Origin of the sequence: Bifidobacterium avesanii (genome assembly GCF_009299475.1) — a bacterium.
Classification (GTDB): Bacteria; Actinomycetota; Actinomycetes; order Actinomycetales; family Bifidobacteriaceae; genus Bifidobacterium; species Bifidobacterium avesanii.
In genome coordinates, this window is the sequence record NZ_WBSN01000008.1 from 16,748 (window position 1) to 36,804 (window position 20,057).

Here is a 20,057-nt window from a genome sequence, read left to right on the forward strand (position 1 = left end):
AGTCCTTACGCTCCCTGTTTGCCTAGAATCGTTTCCCTAGAATCCCTGCGCCGAGCCCGACTGCATGCCGAGCTGCTTGTGGTAGATCTCCCAGTACCGCCCGTGCGCGGCCACGAGCTCCTCGTGCGTGCCGCGCTCCACGACCCGCCCGTGCTCGAGCACGAGGATGAGGTCGGAGTCCTTCACGGAGGAGATGCGGTGCGCGATGGTGATGATCGTCTTGTCGCCGTCCATCTCGCGCAGGTGGCGCTGGATCTCCGCTTCGGTCTCCATGTCCACGGCGGAGGTGGTGTCGTCCATGATCAGGATGGCCGGGTCGTCGGCGAGCGCGCGGGCGAGGCTCAGGCGCTGCTTCTGCCCGCCGGACAGGCCCACGCCGCGTTCGCCCACCACCGTGTTGTAGCCCTCCGGCATGGAGCGGATGAACCCGTCCGCGCCGGCGATCTCGGCCATGCGGCGGATGTAGCGCTCGTCGCGGGCCGCCTGCTCGGACGCGCCGAAGCCGATGTTGCTGCCGATCGTGTCGGAGAAGAGGAAGGTGTCCTGCGCCACGATGCACACCTGCGAGCGCAGCGTGGCGAGCGGCCAGTCGCGCGCGTCGATGCCGTCGATGAGCACATGGCCCACGGTCGGGTCGTAGAAGCGGGCCACGAGGTTGACGAGCGTGGACTTGCCGGAGCCGGTCTCGCCCAGAATGCCGAGCTTCGCGCCGGCGGGCACGGTGAAGTCGATGTCCTTGAGGATGGGGGTCTCGGGGTCGTCGGGGAACGCGAAGCTCACGTGGTCGAAGCGGATCTGGCCGCGGATGCGCTCGGGGGTGATCGGATGCGCGCCGCCCACCTGCTCGGCGATCGCCACGGCCTGCTTGACGGCCGCCTCGGCGTCCGGCTTCTCGGTGATGTGCGATTCGGCGGTGAGCAGCCTGCGGATCTTGATGCAGCTGGCGTTGAAGCGCTGCCAGTCGTTGATGAGCCAGCCGGACTGGCGCACCGGGCCGTCGATCATCCACAGGAAGGAGTTGAAGCTCACCAGGTTGCCGAGCGTCATGTCGCCCCTGATCACGAGGAAGCCGCCGAGTCCGAGCGTGATGAGCTGCAGCGCGAAGCCCAGCCCGTCGAGCCACGGCAGGTACTTGCGCGTGTTGTAGGCGAGGGCCATGTTGCGCTGCATGTAGTCCTCGTTGCGCTCGTCGAACTTCTCGGTCTCGTACGGCTCGCGCACGAACGCCTTGACCACGCGGTTGCCCTCGATGTTCTCCTCGACCATGGAGTTGAGCGAGGCGAGCGAGTTGCGGATCGCGTAGAACAGCGGGTGGGCGTGCGACGACAGGCCGCGCGTGAGCACGAACAGGAACGGCGTGACGCACGCGAGCGCGAGGGCCAGACGCCAGTCGATGGAGAACATGACGCACAGCGCGCCGACGAACATGACCACGCAGTCGAGCACGTTGTAGCTCACCCAGCTCAGCGCGTGGCGGATCGCATCGGTGTCGGAGGTCATGCGGCTCATGATGTCGCCGGTGCGCGTGTGGTTGAAGTAGGTGAAGTCAAGCTCGTGCAGCTTCTCGTACTCGTCGGAGACCAGACGGTACACGGAGTTCTGGCCGAAGCGCTCCATCCACATCTGGTAGCCGTAGCGGGCGCCCACGCGCACGATCGTCATGCCGATCATGAGCATGCACAGCTTGACGAGCAGGTCAGTTTCGCCGCCCGTGATCACCCGGTCCACGATCATGCCGCTCAGCAGCGGGATGCTCAGGGCCATCGCGTTGTTGAGGCAGAACAGCACGAGCGCGCCGGCCACGCGCGGCAGGTCGGGCTTGCAGTAGGGCAGGATCCACCGGAGGTTGCCCTTGTCCTGATTGCGGTTCGGATCGACGTACATTGGGGGAATCCCTCGCGTTCCTTGGCTTCTTCTCCGGCCTTCTCAGGCCTGGTCTTCTCTGGCTTCCGGGCGCCGGGGCTTCCTCGCCGTCCACCGCGCCCGGCCCGCCGACGGACGCCGACCAGTCTATTCGCCGCCATACCCAGTGCAACCTTGTACCGGTGCGGCGTGTTGTGGGACCATGCGACGCCGGGGCTGGAAGACCGGTCCTCCGCCCGTCCGTCAACCCCGTCCATCACCCGATGCGCCACCTGCGTCTACGCAAATGGGCGAGGCATTTCCGCCCCGCCCATTCAGTCTCACAACTTCTCAGTCTTTCTCAGCCTCTCAGCTCAGTCCGCAGGCCGTCGCCTCACTCGAAGTCCGCGCCGAGCTGGTCCAGCTTGCCGCGGAAGTCCGCGTAGCCGCGGTCGATGAGCGAGATGCCGTGCACGTCGGACGGGCCCTTGGCCGCGAGCGCCGCGATGAGGTGCGAGAAGCCGCCCCTGAGGTCCGGCACGTCGATGTCGCGACCGGTGAGCGGGGTGGGGCCGAAGATCACGGCGGAGTGCTTGTAGTTGCGCTGCTGGAAGCGGCACGGCAGGGAGCCGAGGCATTCGCGGTACAGCTGGATGGTCGCGCCCATCTGCACAAGCGGCTTGGTGAAGCCGAAGCGGTTCTCGTACACGGTCTCGTGCACGATGCTCAGGCCGTTCGCCTGGGTGAGGGCCACCACGAGCGGCTGCTGCCAGTCGGTCATGAAGCCGGGGTGCACGTCCGTCTCGATGGCCACGGGCTTCAGGTCGCCGCCCGGGTGCCAGAAGCGGATGCCCTTGTCCGTCACGTCGAACTCGCCGCCCACCTTGCGGAACACGTTGAGGAACGTCATCATCTCCGGCTGGGTGGCGCCCTTGACGAAGATGTCGCCGTGCGTGGCAAGCGCCGCGGACGCCCAGCTCGCGGCCTCGATGCGGTCCGTGAGGGACGTGTGCGTGAAGCCCTTGAGCTCCTTGACGCCCTCGATGCGGAACGTGCGGTCCACGTCCACGGAGATGATCGCGCCCATCTTCTGCAGCACGGCCACGAGGTCCATGATCTCGGGCTCGATCGCCGCGCCGGACAGCTCGGTCTTGCCCTCGGCGAGCACGGCCGCGAGCAGGGTCTGCTCGGTGGCGCCCACGGACGGGTACGGCAGGTGGATCTTCGCGCCCTTGAGGCCGTTCGGGGCGGTGATGTGGATGCCGTCCTTGTGCTCCTTGTCCACCGTGGCGCCGAGCTTGCGCAGCGTCTCCAGATGGAAGTCGATCGGGCGCCCGCCGATCGCGCAGCCGCCGAGGGCCGGAATGAACGCCTCGCCCAGACGGTGCAGCAGCGGTCCGGAGAACAGGATCGGGATGCGCGACGAGCCGGACAGCGTGTCCACGTCCGCCACGGACGCGAGCTTGACGTGCTTCGCGTCGATCGTCACCACGCCCTTGTCGCCGTCCACATTCACGGTCACGCCGTGCAGGCGCAGCAGGTCGGAGACCACATGCACGTCGCGGATCTCCGGCACGTTCTTGAGCACCGAGGTTCCGGGGGCGAGCAGCGCGGCCACCATGGCCTTGCTCACGAAGTTCTTGGCGCCACGAACCTTGATGGTGCCGTTGAGCGGTTTGCCGCCGTTCACATGGAGGATGTCCTTGGAATCCTTTGCCACGTCGTTTCTCCTCTGATGACTCTGATGATCTTGCTCTTGCGATCTTGCTTCAGTCTGCCACAGCGCGTGTGGGGACATGGTGAAATGCGCCCGTAGCCGAACCGGGAATGATCACTCCAGCGACGCCTTGATCTCGCGCGCCAGATTCGCGTCCCACATCGCGCCCGTGGCGGACATCACGGCATCCGCGCCGGCCGTGCGGTAGGCCGCGTAGTCGCCCGGCTCGATCACGCCGCCCACGCCCACGATCGCGAAGTCGAGGCCCATCCGTTCGCGCACGGCGGCGAGGCGGCGGACCATGTCGAGGCCGGCCGAGCGGATCGCCGCGCCGCACACGCCGCTGCGCTCGCGCCCCTCGCCCGGCAACGCCTGGTTGCCTTGCGCGTCCACGAGCTTCGCGCTGATGGTGTTGATGGTCGCGAATCCCTGCACGGTGCCGCGGGCGGCGGTTTCGCGGACCATGCGTTCCACGTCCAGATCGTCCGGCAGATAGGCGAGCTTCACGATGAGCGGGCGGTCGCCGATCTCGTTCTTCACGGCTTCGGTGATCTCGCCGACCAGATGCGCGTCGTGGCACAGCAGGCGGTTGTGGCCCTCGTTCGGGCAGCTGGTGTTCATCTCCATGAGTCCGGCGCCGGTTTCGCACACCAGCCGGGCCGTGCGCACGTGGTCGGCGATGTAGTCCTCGCGGCTCATGCCCTCCACGCGGGAGCCCTGGAAGCTGGGGACGAGCAGCTGGCCCGGGCCGGCGGCGGCGATGGCGTCGCGCATGTCCGGCTGCCACACGTCCGGGTCGCGGCTCGGCACGCCGAAGGAGTTCGAGATGGAGATGGGCAGCTGGTAGTTGGTGTCCGCTAGCACGCCTTCGTCGAGTTCGGCGCTGCCGGGCGCGAGCTCGCCGTTCGCGGCCTTGGGATGCACGGCCAGCACGTTCGGGAACGGGTTGCAGCCCCACGCGCGGGAGCGGACGGTCTTGTACACGGCCAAGTCGAAGCCCATGCGGAACGCGGCCGTGGTGAAACGGGAGTTGAGCAGCGGGCCGGCGGGAATGCCAAACGGCAGGTTCACGTCGAAGCCGAGGAATGACTCGCGGGCTTTATCGGGGGCGGCGGCATCTTCGGCGGCGCCGGCCGGGGTCCCCGGCTCCTCCCGCAAAGCCGTGGCGAACGCCCCGAACGGACCGTCCGCGTAGTTCTCGTCATAGGTGCGGTTCACATCGTAAAACGGCTCGAAATCACTCATGCTTCAAGGGTACGCGAGCCCGCGGTCACCGTGGTGGCCCCTGCATTGATTCTGCATACGACGTTTCTTCCCCCTATTCCGCCTTCCGAGGGCAGATTCAGGGTTTTGCGGACATCTACTCCACTTTCCGAGGGCACTTCGCAACGCAGCAAATCCCATATGCGCCCATATATGCCCCGAAATTCCGCGTAAAATGAGGCCTCCCCGCCGGATTGTTCGCCGTCGAGGTGCCCTAGAAAGGCGGAGTAGATGTCCGCATATGGAAAAATCTGCCCTCGGAAGGGAGAGTAGCCTACGCCGCCAGCGCCAAACCGATCAGCGACATCGCGATGACCAGCGACTCCAACGCAATGAACACGATGAACCACGGGGACGTCCAACCCCAATAAGTGCCGTGCGGCGAGCGGTTGAACCGCGCGTAGGCCCGCATCTCCCGCCCGTGGCGCACGAACACCACGATGCCGCCGACGATGCCGACTCCCAGCAGCGCCAGCCCATACACCACACCGCCCGCGTCACCGTACCGCGCGGCAAGCTGGGGCAGCGCGCCGCCCAGCACGGCGTTGTTGAACACGTGCAGTGCGATCGACCACGTCAGCGAGTACTCCATGGCGACGAATCCCAGCAGCAATCCCATGAAGAACGCGAACGTTCCCTGCGCCAGATCGCCGTGGTAGAACGCGAACATGGTCGCGGAAGTCACGATGGCGAAGTTGCGCCCGTACGGCGCGAGGGACTGCATGAGCACGCCGCGGAACAGGAGCTCCTCGAACACCGGCCCCACAAGGCCGATGTACAGCCACATCTGCCACGTGACCGCCGAGTCGTCGAGCGACTGCAGCGCCGGGGACACCGTGGTGACGCCCAGCGCCGCGAACAGCGCCTGCGTCAGGCTGAACACGGCCTGCGCGCACAGGGTGAGGCCGAGGAAGTCAAGCGCCCAGCCGGCCCGCATGCGGCGGACCTCGCCGCGTTCGCCCGTCCAGAAGCCGCGCCGGAAGACCATGCGCCGATTGGCGATCAGCAGGAACACCATGGCCGTGCCGAACCCGATGAGGCTGATCACGCCCGCATATTGCACGCCGCTGCGCACCGCCTCGCTCATTGAGGCGGCCCCGGCCCCGCTCTCCATCCGCCTGATGGCCTCCATCGCGCCCACCACGCCCATGAGTATGAAGGCGAGCCCCTGCGCAATGGCCCAGCACGCCAGCACCATGCCGGCCGGCCGGTTGACGGCCCGGCGCATCGTGCGGCGCGCGGCCTTGACCGGGGAAAATGGGGAGACCGGCGGAAGCGGCGGGTACGGATATGGATACGGGGCGTAATGCGGCGGCTGTGGCATCGACATGACACCAGCCTACCGGGCGGTTCCCACAAACGTGTGATTCATGCCCTCTGACGATGACCGAACCGCCGTTTGAGCCGTCAGAGGGCATTTTCGACAAACTTGCGACGTATGGCCGCCGCCGCACCTACGCCTCGGCGCGGTGGGCCTTCCAGATCATGTAGGAGGCGAGCGTGATACCGTCCATGATGCCGCCGTCCGCGATCATCTGGTCGATCTCCTCGGGACGCAGCCACGCGAACGTGGATTCGGTGGTGCGCGGGATGCCGGCGTCCTCGGCGGGGTCGACGGTCACCTCGACCACGGCCACCGAATCGCGCAGCTTGCACGTGTCGGCGTGGATCATCTGCAGCAGACGGCGGCCCGTGGCGTGCACGCCGGCCTCGTCGAGCAGCTCGCGTTCGGCGGTCGCGCTGGCGATCTCGCCGGCCTCGCCCATGGCGCGCGGAAACTCCCACTCGAACGAGTTCGTGGCGATGCGCCAATGCTGCGCCAGCAGCAGCTTGCCGTCGCGCACGGCCACGCACACCGCGCTCGGCTGCCCGCCGCGCACCTGCGCGAACAGGATCGGATACGTCTCCTCGTCGTTGCCCGGCGCGCTCACCGTGGCCTCGATCACCGTGAACGAGGCGTCGTCGCCCCCGCGGAACACCTCCTTCTCCTCGTGCACGAGCAGCTGCGGCTCCAGACCGCTGCGGATCGCGGAGACGGGATTGGCGGGACCGTTGGCGGGCACGGCATTGGCGGAATCGCCGGCCATGGCGTTGTTGGCGTCGACCATACTGGATATACCTCACTGACGTAATTACGTAACTTTCCTCATTGAGTGCGTATCAGCCTACCGCATACCCCCGCACCCGTCCACCCGAAGGCGGTGCAGGCGATGACCGGGGCGGCGGTGCAGGCGACGACCGCGTGGTCGTTTGTATAATGAATGCCATGCCGAACGTCAAGAACGCCAAGGATTCGCAAGCCCCCCAAGCCGCGCAGGCCCCCGAGTGGGAAGTCGTCAACCGCGTGGTCTATCCCGTCAAGGACCAGGACCTCACCATGCCGCTCTACGTGGTCGAGTGGACCCGCCCGCATCTGACGGATGCCGTGTTCGACCCGCGCGTGGACATCCACCGGATCGACTTCCAATCCATGAACCCGTCCGGATTCCAGCGACTGGTGAACGAGAGCGTGGTGCCGCGCTCGAACGTCTCCGCGAAGGGCGTCTTCATCGTTGACGGCCGCAACAGCATGACCGTCCAACCGGGCAGGCACGTCTCGCTGTGCACGTTCTTCAACGCGTTTCCGGCGAGCTACTGGAAGCGCTGGACACGCATCGACGCGGTGCGGTTCACCGCGCGAGTCAAGGGCCGCGGCGAGATCACGGTGTTCAAGTCCAGCGGCCGCGGACTGTTCTCCCCCGTGCAGACCATCGCGGTCGACAGTGCCGAAAACTTCACCACCGTCGAAGCGGTCATCCCCATGACGGGCCTGATCGACGGCGGCTACTTCTGGTTCGACGCCGAGTCCGCCGACGATGCGCCGCTTACGGTCGAAGAAGCCTCCTGGGCCGCGCCGCGGGCCGCACGAACCGCCGATCACCCCACCAAGCTGTCCATCGCCATCACCACGTTCAACCGCGCGCCCTACTGCATGAACCAACTGCGCACCATCGCGGCGGAACAGTCGGTGCGCGAGCGCCTCGACACGATCTATTGCACGGATCAGGGCACCGATCTGGTGCAAAACCAGCCCGGGTTCGATGAGGTGAGCGAGGAGCTTGGCAGTCAGCTCACCTACATCCGGCAAGCCAACATGGGCGGCTCCGGTGGCTTCTCCCGTGGCATGTACGAGACGGTCAGGGCGGGCCGCAGCGACTACGTGCTGCTGCTGGACGACGACGCGATCAGCGAGCCGGAGGCGATCGTGCGCGCGGTGCAGTTCTCCGACTACGTGCGCACGCCAATGCTCGTGGGCGGCGGCATGCTGCACCTCGACAACCGCACGGTGCTGTACACGCAGGGTGAGCGGTTCAACATGGCCACGATGTGGATGTACGGCTCGCAGGGTCTCGGCTACAACCACGACTTCGCCTCATCGCCGCTGCGCGACGCATCCGAACGCCACCGCCGCATCGACACGGACTACAACGGCTGGTGGATGTGCCTCATCCCCGCCGCCGTGATCCGCGACATCGGTCTGTCGCTGCCGGTGTTCATCAAGTTCGACGACATGGAGTACGCGATCCGCGCCCGCGAGCACGGGTACCCGAGCGTGTGCCTGCCCGGCGTCGCCGTGTGGCATCAGGCGTGGCACGACAAGGATCCCTCGCGCACATGGGAGGAGTACTTCTTCCAGCGCAACCGCTGGATCTGCGCGTTGCTGCACTGCCGCAAGCCGAGCCTGCGCTTCGCGTACGAGATGCTCTACGGCGACGTGAACGTGGGTCTGAAGTTCGTATACTCCGCGCTCAAGCTGCGGCACATGGGCCTCGTCGACATCATGAGGGGACCGGGCTACATCGTCGATTCCATGCCCGGCAAGCTCGCCGAGGTGCGCAAGGCCCGCGAGGGGTTCGCCGACACGACCGTCAGCAAGGACCAGTCCGACTTCCCCGAGCCGAAGCGCGAGTTCGTCTCCCGCGCCACGCCCAAGACCTCCCGCGCGGTGCAGCTCGACGGACTGAAGGCGATCGCCAAGGCCGTGGTCTCCCGCGGCGACGGCACGCACGACGAGACTCCGGACATCGCCATCCCCGCCAAGGACGCGATCTGGCGCTCGTTCGTGGGCGTCAACTCCGCGCTGGTGACATCCCCCGACGGCAACTCCGTCTCGTGGTGCCGTCGCGACAGCAAGCTGTACCGCCGCGAGCTGCGAGAAGGTCTGGCGCTTTCCCGCAGGCTGCTGCGCGACTGGGAGCGCCTCAGCAAGGCCTATCGCAACTACGACATGGCCAGTATGAAGGTGTGGGAACGAGTCTTCGAGGAGACCAGCGCGGACAGGGATTAAAGCCTCATCCCATGGTTTCCTGCCTCATATATCGCAAAGATGATGCAGAAAACCATGGGATGATGCAGAAAATGAGGTAGAAAACACAAATGGGGAGTGGAATCCGGATGATTGCGCCGAATTCCACTCCCCCTGCAGTTTGATGCACAGTCTGATGCGATTGACGCCTCAGCCGCGGTTCACTCGGCCTCACCGGCGTTGATGCGCAGCTGGGCCAGCAGACCCGGATCCACAATCTCCACGCCGCTTTCCTCGGCGGTCGGCGTGATCGTCATCGCGCGGTCGCTCAGCAACGCGTAGTCGCGGTTGCGCTCGTCGCGGATCACGAAGGTGCAGGCGTTGTCGTCGATCGCCACGGCCACCAGATCGGTGTTGTTGGGGTCGACGGCGCTTTGCGTGCGCAGCGAGGTGAACAGGCGGAACTCGCCGTTGTTGAACAGGTTGAGCGGCATTTCGAAATGCACCGTCTGATGTCCGTGCTTGGTCATCTTGAACGTCTTGGCGCCCGTGTCGTACGTGATGCCGCCGCGCGCGATGTCGTGCAGGGCAATGGCCAGATAGAAGTCGCCCGGTTCGTCGTACTGGTATTCCACATCGAAGCGGAACGTGTCGGAGCTTTTGCAGATGAGCGGCGAGACGTTGATCGTGCGCAGCAGCGGGCAGTGCTCGTTCAGGCCGTTCGGGTACAGGCCCTTCTGTTCCTCCTTGGCGCGCTGCTTCTCGGCCTTCTTCTGCTCGGCCTCGAGGTTGGCGAGCGTGTACTGGTCGGCCACGGACTCCTTGTCGCCGATGGCCGCGACCTCGCCGTCCTTGATCATCATGGCGCGCGTGCAGTATTTCTTGACCGATCCCATGTCGTGGGTCACGAGGATCACGGTCTTGGTCGGATCCTTGCGCACGTCGGTGAAGAACTGGTCGCACTTGCGCTGGAACGCCTCGTCGCCCACGGCGAGCACCTCGTCGAGCACGAGGATGTCGCCCTGCGCCTTGATGGCCACCGAGAACGCAAGGCGCACCTGCATGCCGGACGAATAGTTCTTGAGCTTCTGGTCCATGAAGTCCTCAAGCTCGGCGAACTCGACGATGTCGTCGTACATCGCGTCGATCTCCTCGTTGGTGAAGCCGAGGAGGCAGCCGTTGAGGTACACGTTCTCGCGGCCGGTGAGCTCCGGGTTGAAACCCACGCCCAGCTCGATGAACGGCACGAGCTTGCCCTTGACGCTCACCGTGCCCTGATTCGGGTAGTAGATCTGCGAGATGATCTTGAGCAGCGTGGACTTGCCGCCGCCGTTGCGCCCCACGATGCCGAAGAACTCGCCCTGATGCACCTGGAACGAGATGTCCTTGAGCACTTCCTGGGTCTTGTAGCCCTTGATGCCGCGCGTCCAGTTGATGAACGCCTGCTTCAGGCCGGTGGCCTGCTCGGTGGGCAGCTTGAAGTTCTTGTAGACGTGGTCCACGGAAAGGACCACGGGCTTGTCCTCGAACGTCATCGTCTTCGTCGTCATTTCCTCGCTCATCACATGACCTCCGCGAACTTCTTGCTGTTCCTGCGGAACACGTACACGCCCACCACGATCAGCACCACGGTCAGCACGATCGGGAACAGGCGGGGGATCCAGCCGCCGAACTGGTTCCACACGGTCGGCTGGGTGGCCGGCGCGATGAAGTTGTGGCGGATGTCCTGAATGGACTGGGCGATCGGGTTGAGCAGCTCCAAGCGCGCAAACTTGCCGATCTCGCCGCCCTTCTCCTGCGCGTAGCTCAGCGGGTAGATGATCGGCATGCCGTAGAAGATGATCTGCTGGAGCACTTCCCAGATGTGCGCGATGTCGCGGTAGTAGGCGTACATGGTGCTGAAGATCAGGCCGAAGGCGAGCGCCAGCACCCACAGCTGGAACACGTTCAGGGGCAGCAGGAGCACGCGCCACGTGAACTGCACGTGGTTGAAGAACGCGAAGACGAGTACCACCACGTAGTTGATGCCGAGGCTGATCATGGAGCCCAACGTGGCGGAGACCACCACGATGTAGTTCGGGAAGTGGATCTTGCGCAGCAGGTCGCCGCGGTCCACGATCGAATGCAGGGCGATCGACGTGGCCTCGCCGAAGAAGTTCCACGAGCAGATGCCGAGCAGCAGCACCACCGGGTAGGTGGGCGTACCGTCCGTCATGCGCAGGAACTTGCCGAACACCACGTACATCACGGCGAACAGCATGAGGGGCTTGAGCACGGACCACGCCACGCCCAGGAACGAGCCCTGGTAGCGCAGTTTGAAATCGGTCTTCACCAGTCCGCGAAGGATTGTGAGCCCGTAGCTGTATCGATCGCGCAGTTGTTCTATCGCCTTCATCACGGGGATTATCCTATCAGCGCCGCCCCATATCAGCGAATTCGCCGCATTGCGTCTCCACCGCCGCTGATAGAATTCTGCCCATGCCGAAACTTTCCATCATTGTGCCGATCTACAATACCGAGGCTTTTCTGAGGCAGTGCCTCGACTCCATCAAGAACCAGACCTTCACGGATTGGGAGTGCCTGCTGTTCTCCGACGGCAGCAAGGACCACTCCATTGACATCATGAAGGAATTCGCCGCCGCGGACGACCGCTTCAAGGTGATCGAGAAGCAGAACGAAGGCTACGGCGCCACCTGCAACCGCGGTCTCAACATGGCCACCGGCGAATGGGTCGCCATCGTGGAGCCGGACGACTTCCTCGACCCGAACATGTACCGCCGACTGCTCTCGCGCACGTCGTCGCCGAACGGCAACCTCGACATCGTCAAGGGCGCCTATTGGGAGTATTACGACGCCAACGGCAAGTATGAGGAGGCGCTGCTTTCCCCCAACCTGTCGAACTTCATGCCCAAGCGCCGCTGCGAGTTCAGCCTCGAGGAGTTCCCGGCCCCCTTCTACCACCATCCGTCCATCTGGTCCGCCGTCTACCGCCGTGCGTTCCTCGACGGCGACAACAAGAACGGCATGAAAATCCGCTTCAAGGAGGTTCCGGGCGCCGGTTGGACCGACAACCCGTTCTTCGCGCAGACCATGGTGCTCGCCGACCGCATCGCGTGGATGCCTGGCCGTTACTATTACTACCGCCAGACCAATCCGGGCGCCTCGGTGTTCCTCAAGGACTACCACCTGCCGTTCGACCGGCTGCGCGAAATGCGCGAGTTCCTCGAATCCCAGCACGTGTCCAAGGAGATCATGCGCGCCTTCTACTCGCGCGAATTCGACTACGTCACATCCGTGATCGGCGAGTTCGGCTACACGGACAAGGGCTCGGACATCCGCGCGCTCATCCATGAGGTGTTCGCCTCGATGGACCGCAAGGAGGTCTTCCTCATGGAGGGCCTGCGCCCGGAGTTCCTCGACTATTACATGGACTTCATGGGCGACTCCTACGACGTGCATGAGCATGACGCCGAGGAACACCCGGACCTGTCCATCGTGCTGCTCATGAAGGACGCCCGTTCGTGGATCGTGGACACGCTCGAGGCGTTCACCAAGTACTCCAAGCTCAAGTGCGAGTTCATCATCGCGGACGGCGGCTCCTCCGACAGCACCATGACGGTGGCGCGCGAGTTCGCCAAGAAGGACCATCGCTTCGTCATCGCCGGCGGCCCGGACGACGGGGACCGCTCCATCACCAGCCGCGCACGTGACGCCATCGGCTTGGCCCGCGGCGCGTACACGATCTTCGTGCCGTCCAACTTCATCATCAGCGAGGACATGCTCGTGGCCGCCTGCTCCGGCGCGGAGAAGGCGAACGCCGACGTGGTCCTGCTGGACGCGGGCAGCGTGCACTACGACTATCTGGCGGAGAAGCTCATCGACCGCGGCGTCGACCCGGAGTACTTCATCGACCGCGCCGACCGCGAGCACGGAGCCATGTACGGCCCGTTCCAGGCGGGAGAGCTCAACGACACCGCGCTCATGTTCGATTGGGACTACGGCTGGCGCAAGCTGTTCCGCACCGACTTCCTGCGCGACAAGGGCATTGCCGCCGGCCCGCACGACATCGCGGACAACATGTACGAGTTCGGCGCACGCGCCCTGCTGGCCGCACAGTCGCTGTACGTGCTGGACCTCAAGTTCGACTGGGGCATCGACAACACCAAGCGTCAGCGCGTGGGCTCCGCGTTCTGGCTGAGCCTGGTCAAGAACATCCCGTACACGAGCCAGCCCCAAGCCGACATCGACTCGGTGCTGTCCACCGGCGAGTGGCTCAGGGAGACCGGCGCGTACGGCGAATACGAGAAGGGCTACCTCAACGCCCTGCTCAGCAGCTTCATGTACGGCCTGCGTTCGCGCTACACGCCCGAGGGCATTCAGGCCTATCTGAACGCCTATAAGGACAAGGTCAGCGGCATGCTGGACATCAAGAGCCGCGGCGCCCTGTACTTCGACGACACGGACGCGTTCAACGACTTCCAGAAGATCACGCTCGGCGGTTCGCTGGACCTGTGGCTCGAGGAGCGCGCGCTACGCGACGAGGACGGCCTGTTCGACCGCGACAAGCGCATCCGCGACTACGAGAACTCCGCCCGTCTCAAGGCCGGCACCGCGATCATCGCCGCCGCCAAGAAGCTCTCGCCGTCCTGGTTCGTGGCCAAGGCACAGGAGAAGGCGCATATGATGAAGCGCACGCGCTGATTCATTTACGAATACGCGCTGCACCAACACGGAAACGGGGTTGCCGCACATGAATGTGCGGCAACCCCGTTTCCGTGTCCCGGTACGTTGTCTCAAAATGCCATGAACATGTTGGAGAAAATAAAATACAGCTGCGGACGTGTGTCGATCAGACTGTAATAGCGGTTCTCCATGAACAGCATGAGGAGCTGAACGATGAGGGAAAGCACCAGCAGCGCCATGAAGCAGCGGAACGTCAGGCGTGAAACCTGTGCGCGTGACACCTCTTCGCTTTCCACGCCTTCAACAGCACCATCGCGAACGCTGCGCTGGGTGTCCGCATCGATCCGGTACATAACGAAAACAGTCGGGATCATGAACAGCCACGCGAAATCCGTGTAGTACCGCCAGCTCGATCCGCCCAGCATCCCGTCCGCGGCCAGCACGGCCAAAGCGCAGGCCAGAGCAAGCCACGACAGAGCCAGCGGAGTGCGGTCCTCCAACCGCTTCAATTGCATGATCAGTGCCGCCGCCAACATGAAGGGTGCAATCATGAGGATGCCGCCGGGCAGGGGCTCCGTGGGCACCCATGTACGGTACGTGGCCACCTCGGCCGAGAAGAACGGGAAATAGCCGGTGAAGTTCAACGGCTGCAACAGATAATAGAAGACCATCGGGAGCAAGCTGGTCCATGAGATGACCGGTGAAGTCGCATCGAAGCCGGTGAGATTGTACTGACTGCCAAATGCCAGAGGATTGCCGAAGCGCATCTGGTTGTATGCCAGAATCGGAATGAAGACCAGCAAGAACGGCAACAGAGCGGCAAGCGTAGCCTTCCATCCCCGAACGGACAGCAGCAGACGATCCCTCACCAGTTCAGTCCAGAACAGCGGGATCGAGAGCAATGCCACGAGGATGAATTGGGGTCGACAGCCCAGATTGCAGGCAATGCACAGACTGCCCAGTGCAACCCAGCCCGAGGATAGACGTCCCGGAACGCGTTTGGCTCGCAACCACGCCCATAGACCGGTCAGGCTGAAGGCCAGCGACGCCATGACCGGCACGGCGTAAAAATTCGGCGAGAACATCTGACACAGCATGTTGGAGCCCAGAACGAACGCCAGCGATAGTGCAGTGGTCATACCGATGCTGGCAGTGCCCTTGAACCAAGCACGGGCGACGCGCACCAGCAGCAGGTTCAGCGCGATCACGGAGATCATGGCGAACAGCCACACCACATACGTGGTGGGTAGCATCCGTCCGCGCAGCAACTGATAGGGAACAAACACCAACACGGCCGGGATGACGCCGAAATATGAGTAGTATTTGCCGCCATAGTAAGCGTAATCCCAGTAGATGGGACCGTCGCCGTTTGCGATGGCGGCGTAACGGGTTGCCGGACTGTACGGATTACTCAACTGACTAAGCCCGTCGGAAACCGGAATATCCAGATACGCACGTCCATGAAGCAACGATTCGGCGAGATGACCATACTGATCCCAGTCCACGGTATGGCCACCCACACCGGTCGTCACGCCACGGTACCCATGAATGCCGTTGCCGGCAAACATCCAGATCGCCGTCAGCACGAGCATTTCCGCCATGGTCAGACCGGCCATCCACACCCATTGCCGCCATTGCGACTGACCGCCGTCCTGCAATCGCCATGCAAACAGTTCGGACTTCGGACGCAACAGCACGGCAAGCCACAACAGACCGATCACCAGCGCCACACGCACCGAATTGATGCGGAACGGCACTTGCGGATTAACGGTGATGTCGGTGATCGGAATGTTGTCGCCCACGTTCTTGGGCTGCAGCAGCAGCTTGACGATGCGGGATTTGCCGCCGACCTTGACGTAGCCGGATGTCGGCGACACGGGCGCGTAGTGAATCGATCTGCTGCCGGAGTAATAGCCGGAATCCGTCTCCTGCTGAGTGGACAGCAGGAAGGAAATGGTCTCATTGCCGAACTGCGCGGCATTGTCCGTGCTCAACAGCAGGTAGTCGATGTCCTCGTCGGAGGTCACTTCCAAGTAGGTGTTGCCGCTGAACGCCGTAACGTCATACGTGCCGTCGGCGCGGGGATCCAAATCGGCCCCCACATCAATCGTCGCGGCCTGACCGACGTTGCCGCGAGTATTCCAATAGGGAGCGTTGAAGACGCCGACCTCCAACAGTCCGGCCAAAAGCACCGCCACCAGCATGAGGACCGTCGTCATCGATCGACGGCTGTGTTTCATGAGCTTCGTTTCCATATCGTACCGTCACCTCCCGCACATCACATCATCAGGAACCAGTCGGCCACTTGGAAGTAGGCCACGGGGTTCAATTCCATAACGCTGTAGTACCTGCTCGTCATGAACAGCAGGCCGAAATGCGCGAGCGCCGCCACGAACAGGGACACCACCAGAAACGTCATCACGCACTTGGCATAGGGCGTCCACGACACGGCATCGCGATCCTTCCGCTCCGCATCGATGGAAAACACCACGAACGTCAGCGGCAGCAGCAGCAGCCATGTGAAATCCAAATAGTACCGCCATGAATAGCCACACATCTCGGCATCCACGAACACCACCGCGGCCGCAAGCACCAAGCATGAGATAGCAACGGCGAACATCGTACGGTCTTCCCGCTTGCGCAGGCGCGCCACCAGCAGCACCGCGAGCAACGCGGGCATGAGCATGATCACGCCGCCCACAGCCGGTTCATTTGGCGCCCACAGATCCAGCGGAGTGCCGGGAGACGAGAAGAACGGGAACATCCCCTGAATGCTGGGGGGCTGGATCAGGTAGTACATCGCCACCGGCAACATCAAACGCAATGGACGGTTGATGTTGGTCATGTCAAAACCCGTGAGATTGTAGTTGCTGCCAAAGTCCAAGAACGATCCAAAACGCGCGTAGTTGTAGGCGAGCAACGGCAGAAAGACCAGGAAGAACGGCACGATCGCCATAACCGTGGGCAACAGCCCGCGTTTGGAGAACAGCAGGCGTTTGTGCACGATTTCATTCCAGAACAGCGGCAGCGCCAGCGCGCATGCCAGAACGAACTGCGGTCGGCAGCCCAGATTGCACGCCATGCACAGAGATCCCAAAAACACCTTGGTCGAAGACACTCCGCCCGATCTGGTTGGGCGCTTGGCTGAGATCCACAGGCTCAGGCCAATGAGCGTGAACATCATTGACGACAATCCGGGCACCGAGTAGAAATTCGCGCCGGTGACCTGACACATCATGAAGGTGCCCATGGTGAACAGGAAGTACATCATGACCGTTGCGCCCACGGAAGCGGTCTCCGGGAAGAAGGAGCGAGCGATTGCGACCATCAGCGCCATGGCGGCGACCAGCACGATGACGGCGAACACCAGCACGGCGATGGAGGTGACAAGCCACTTCCCGGTGATCAGCTGATACGGCATATAGGCGATGATCGCCGGAATCACGCCGAAGTAGCTGTAATACTTGCCCTGATAATACGCGTGGTCCCAGTACACCGGCGTCATGCCGGCGCTGATCGCGTCATACCGGGAGGGAGCATCATACGGATTCTCGAGCGCGCTTAACTCCGGCGGCACTTCCAACGAGAGATTGGTATGGCCATGGATGAGCGCATCCGCCAGATTGGCATATTGGTCCCAGTCGAAATCATGCCCGCCGATGGCGCTCTGCTCCTGAATGCCTCGGAAAGAGTCAGAACCGCCCGCCGCTTGCCACGCCACCACGCACAGTAGGATCTGAACCGCCACGGGCACGGCCAGCATGGCACAACGCCGACGGGAGCCATCGAACAAACGCATCCGATATAGTTCCGATCCCGGGCGCAGCAGCACCATGGCCGCTAATATGCCCGCAACCAGCAATGCACGCACCGCATTGAACGCGAAGGGAATGCGCGGGTTCACCGTAATCTCATCAATGCCAAGCGGCTGATCCGCACCCGCATGGAACCGCAATCTGACCGCTGAAGAGCGCGCCGCAACATGTACGTAGCCGGCGCGATCCGTCGCGTTGGAAACGGTGGATTGGGCCGTGGATTCATACCATGTGGTCGTGGTTCCGTTTCCCTGAGCCGTCAGCACGTCGAAGGACACCACATCCGGCTTGGATTTCGTCTGCCCGTGATGATCGGTTTCGGTTGCCCAACGTTCGGCGTTCAACGGCAATACGGTGACGTTGAGGTAGTCGATGCTGGCGCCGGAATCCGTGCGGATCTCCACATATTGTTCGTTGCCTTCCGCCTCTTCGGCGCCAACGAGGCGCCCATCGTCTCCATAAGAGACGCCAGACCCCAAAATGATCTGTGCAGACGGTCTCTCGTCAAAAGCCGTTTGCCATGTAGGCAAATTGAACACGAAGATTTCAAGGGTTAGCGCAACCAACACAGCAACGGCCAGCAAAGCACCCGTGACGGTGCAGCGTACAGGACAACGCGGTCCCGGCACGTGGCCATCGGTTCGACGCGGCAATGCCATTCACGTCACCTTTCACAACTCTTCAGGCCACGCAAGGATGCTCCGAGCCTGTCTCCTAACCGGCTGGCAGCCGACTCTCGTGTGGACATCATACAGATTTCACCAGATCGTCTCATCCCCATCATGTCAATTTCTTGCCGTCTGTCTACATTAGAGAAAAAGAGCATGATGTTCGAGAGAAAGAGAAAACCGCGATGAGGCCGCGCGCCACTTCGTTCAAGCGTTTATCCGTAACCGTAGTTTGTCTGTTTACCGTGTGCGCGACGTTGTCGCCCGTAGCGGCGCAAGCCGCCGATTCCGGCACTGCGCAACGGCAAACGCAAACACAGCAGACGCAAACGACAACGCCGTCAACCAAGTCAACTGCCACTGCCAAGCCCACTTCAAAACCCACAACCACGGCGAAGCCAAGTACAAAGCCGGCGCAGCCGACATATGCGGTCAGCGGCGCAATCGCGAAGAAATACCAGTCGCTCGGCGGGGAGAAGGGCAAACTCGGCAAGCCCACGGCCAACATGAAAACCGGTCTCAAGGACGGTGGTATGGCCCAGCAGTTTGAGCATGGCCGCATCTACTGGTCTCCGAAGACCGGCGCATGGGCAGTGACCGGAGCCGTGCAGGATCATTGGCGCGACTTGGGCTGGGAGAACGGACAGGCCGGATACCCCGTCGGCGACGAAACCAAAACCGCCAACGGCGTCTACCAGCTCTTCCAGCACGGCACCATGTACTGGACCCAGAAAACCGGCGCACACTACGTGCACGACGGCATCTTCGTCGCCTACCGCAACCACGGATTCGAACACGGCCAACTCGGTTTCCCCACCACCGACGAACGCAAGATCAACGGCGGAACCACCCAGAGCTTCGAACACGGCGAAATCCACTGGACGCAAAGAACCGGCGCACACGCCACAACAGGCGCAATCCGCGATTACTGGGCGGCAAGTGGCTGGGAGAATGGCTGGCTCGGCTATCCGATCGGTGACGAGCTCACGAGACTGCGCGACGGCGGCGCCTCCCAGACGTTCCAATACGGCATCGTCTTCTGGTCCCCCGCCACCGGTGCGCATGCCACCAGCGGCGGCATCAATGACCAGTACGCGGCGCAGCGCTGGGAGGGCGGCAACCTCGGCTACCCCACCAGCGACGAATACGATTCAGGTCAGGGCCGCGCCCAGAACTTCCAGCACGGCACATTGCATTGGTACGGTTGCGGCAAGAAGGGCTGGCAGAACCCTGGCCAGTACTTCCAAGTGAGCTCCTGCAACGTATCCGTGCCGAACCGCAGCATCTTCGGTTATGCCTCGCCATCGCGCATTGGCATGAGCGCCACGCGCGAGCAGGCCATCGAGGCCATGATCAGCCGCGCCTACGACTATCTGGGCACCCGCTACGTGTGGGACTACGCCCTGCAGCCCGGCGTGGGCGTCGACTGCGCCGGCTTGGTGATGCAGTCGCTCTACGCCACCGGCATGGATCTCAAGGAGTACAACCCCACCAACCACTGGTACGACCCGTGGCACAGCCACGACGCCAACAACATGGCGGCGGATTCGCGCTTCAAGCACGTCTCCCTTGCGGAACGCCAGCGCGGCGACCTGATCTTCTGGCCGGGGCACGTGGCGATTTACCTCGGCAACGACCAGATCATCGAGGCCAACGTGCCGTCGGTGCGGCTCAACAACATGTGGAACAACGGCTCCCCAACCGCCGTCGCGCGCCCGTTCGTCTGATCGTCTGATTGTACGGCGTCTTCATACAAGGCGCCGTACAATCGCTATAAAAGAAAG

The 20,057-nt window shown here is 63.2% G+C and carries 13 protein-coding genes; 3 read left to right on the forward strand and 10 right to left on the reverse strand.

Annotated features, from left to right (window positions below; genetic code table 11):
* Positions 1–36: 36 nt before the first annotated feature.
* From DSM100685_RS05620 to DSM100685_RS05640, 5 genes are all read right to left on the reverse strand, one after another.
* A complete protein-coding gene (locus tag DSM100685_RS05620; RefSeq protein ID WP_163200985.1) occupies positions 37–1,884 on the reverse strand; it encodes an ABC transporter ATP-binding protein in 1,848 nt (615 codons plus the stop codon).
* A 352-nt stretch (positions 1,885–2,236) separates the two neighbouring features.
* Complete coding sequence (gene murA, locus DSM100685_RS05625; RefSeq protein WP_152350379.1) at positions 2,237–3,562, reverse strand: UDP-N-acetylglucosamine 1-carboxyvinyltransferase; 1,326 nt, start codon at positions 3,560–3,562, stop codon at positions 2,237–2,239.
* Between the two features lie 111 nt (positions 3,563–3,673).
* Positions 3,674–4,804 carry a beta/alpha barrel domain-containing protein gene (locus DSM100685_RS05630; protein ID WP_152350380.1) on the reverse strand — a complete coding sequence of 377 codons (1,131 nt, stop codon included), beginning with the start codon at positions 4,802–4,804 and terminating at the stop codon, positions 3,674–3,676.
* 292 nt (positions 4,805–5,096) lie between these two features.
* Positions 5,097–6,152, reverse strand: coding sequence for a CPBP family intramembrane glutamic endopeptidase (locus DSM100685_RS05635; protein WP_152350381.1), 1,056 nt, complete (start codon positions 6,150–6,152; stop codon positions 5,097–5,099).
* A gap of 124 nt (positions 6,153–6,276) precedes the next feature.
* Complete coding sequence (locus DSM100685_RS05640) at positions 6,277–6,930, reverse strand: NUDIX hydrolase (RefSeq protein WP_152350382.1); 654 nt, start codon at positions 6,928–6,930, stop codon at positions 6,277–6,279.
* A gap of 158 nt (positions 6,931–7,088) precedes the next feature.
* On the opposite strand from DSM100685_RS05640, the gene DSM100685_RS05645 reads away from it, so the two are divergent.
* A complete protein-coding gene (locus DSM100685_RS05645; protein ID WP_239512672.1) occupies positions 7,089–9,149 on the forward strand; it encodes a glycosyltransferase in 2,061 nt (686 codons plus the stop codon).
* Positions 9,150–9,328: 179 nt separating this feature from the next.
* On the opposite strand, the gene DSM100685_RS05650 is transcribed toward DSM100685_RS05645, so the two are convergent.
* Together DSM100685_RS05650 and DSM100685_RS05655 are read right to left on the reverse strand one after the other, a co-directional pair.
* Complete coding sequence (locus tag DSM100685_RS05650) at positions 9,329–10,669, reverse strand: ABC transporter ATP-binding protein (protein WP_152350384.1); 1,341 nt, start codon at positions 10,667–10,669, stop codon at positions 9,329–9,331.
* Positions 10,669–11,502: an ABC transporter permease gene (locus tag DSM100685_RS05655; protein WP_152350385.1), complete on the reverse strand. Its 834-nt coding sequence runs from the start codon at positions 11,500–11,502 to the stop codon at positions 10,669–10,671. Before DSM100685_RS05655 ends, DSM100685_RS05650 begins: the two co-directional genes overlap by 1 nt.
* An 83-nt stretch (positions 11,503–11,585) precedes the next feature.
* On the opposite strand from DSM100685_RS05655, the gene DSM100685_RS05660 reads away from it, so the two are divergent.
* The gene (locus tag DSM100685_RS05660; protein ID WP_152350386.1) at positions 11,586–13,808 is read left to right on the forward strand and encodes a glycosyltransferase; all 2,223 of its coding nucleotides are present in this window, start codon (positions 11,586–11,588) and stop codon (positions 13,806–13,808) included.
* 92 nt (positions 13,809–13,900) lie between these two features.
* Here the strand turns inward: DSM100685_RS05660 and DSM100685_RS05665 are convergent, their stop codons facing one another.
* The 3 genes from DSM100685_RS05665 to DSM100685_RS10725 form a co-directional block, all read right to left on the reverse strand.
* Positions 13,901–16,045: a hypothetical protein gene (locus DSM100685_RS05665; protein ID WP_152350387.1), complete on the reverse strand. Its 2,145-nt coding sequence runs from the start codon at positions 16,043–16,045 to the stop codon at positions 13,901–13,903.
* Positions 16,046–16,068: 23 nt separating this feature from the next.
* A complete protein-coding gene (locus DSM100685_RS05670) occupies positions 16,069–18,264 on the reverse strand; it encodes a hypothetical protein (protein WP_152350388.1) in 2,196 nt (731 codons plus the stop codon).
* A 145-nt stretch (positions 18,265–18,409) separates the two neighbouring features.
* On the reverse strand, positions 18,410–18,772 hold the full coding sequence (locus tag DSM100685_RS10725) for a hypothetical protein (RefSeq protein ID WP_163200983.1): 363 nt from the start codon (positions 18,770–18,772) through the stop codon (positions 18,410–18,412).
* Positions 18,773–18,806: 34 nt separating this feature from the next.
* On the opposite strand from DSM100685_RS10725, the gene DSM100685_RS05675 reads away from it, so the two are divergent.
* Positions 18,807–20,000, forward strand: coding sequence for an NlpC/P60 family protein (locus DSM100685_RS05675; protein ID WP_239512670.1), 1,194 nt, complete (start codon positions 18,807–18,809; stop codon positions 19,998–20,000).
* Positions 20,001–20,057: the final 57 nt, after the last annotated feature.